We start from the raw sequence: 941 nt of genomic DNA on the forward strand, positions 1-941 counted from the left end.
GCCTGGCCAAAGGTGTGAAGAAAAAGGATAACTTTATCGGTATCCATTTCTTCAGCCCGGTAGACAAGATGCCGCTGGTGGAAATTATCTGTGGCAAGGACACCTGCCCCGAAGCGCTGGCCAAGACCTATGATTACTGTCTGCAGATCAAGAAGACCCCGATCGTGGTCAACGACGCCCGTGGGTTCTTTACCACCCGCGTGATCGGCACCTTCGCCAACGAAGGGATCGCTATGCTGGGCGAAGGCGTCAATGCCCAGTCCATTGAGCAGGCGGCCATGCAGGCGGGTTACCCGGTAGGTACTCTGAATCTGATCGATGAAATCAACATGGAAACCGCGTTGAAGATCGGTAAAGCAGCCCGTGATGATGCCAAGCGTGAAGGCACTGAGCTGCCGCCGGAACACCCGGCGGAAGTGGTCATGAAGAAAATGGTCGAAGAACTGGATCGCCCGGGCAAGCTGCAGGGCAAAGGTTTCTACGAGTACCCGGAAAACGGCAAGAAGCACCTGTGGCCTGGCCTTACCGATGCCTTCGGTGGCAGCAAGGACATGCCGTTTGAAGACATCAAGGAACGGATGATGTTCATCGAGTCCCTTGAAGCGGTGAAGTGCTTTGATGAAGGCGTGATGGATTCCGTGGCAGATGCCAACATCGGCTCGATCTTCGGCATTGGTTTCCCCGCCTGGACCGGTGGTGTGATGCAGTACATCAACCAGTATGAAGGCGGCTTGCGCGGTTTTGTTGCGCGCGCCCAGGAACTGGCCAAGTTGTACGGTGAGCGCTTTAACCCGCCGGCTTCACTGTTGGAAAAAGCGGAAAAAGGCGAAATCTACAAGTAACCCTTGAGATTGCGTTTCTTCAAAAAGGCCCGGCTTATCCAGCCGGGCTTTTTTGTGATGCAGCGCCGGCTGCCGGTGGCTTTCGCTATCTCTTTGGGG

At 55.3% G+C, this 941-nt stretch carries 1 protein-coding gene; it reads left to right on the forward strand.

Translation table 11 applies throughout. From position 1 onward, the window contains the following. Positions 1 to 842 (forward strand): 3-hydroxyacyl-CoA dehydrogenase NAD-binding domain-containing protein (locus tag A3754_RS00410; RefSeq protein WP_231880425.1); only part of this gene is annotated, 842 nt, incomplete at its 5' end. Positions 843 to 941: the final 99 nt, after the last annotated feature.

The organism is Alcanivorax sp. HI0083, assembly GCF_001635175.1.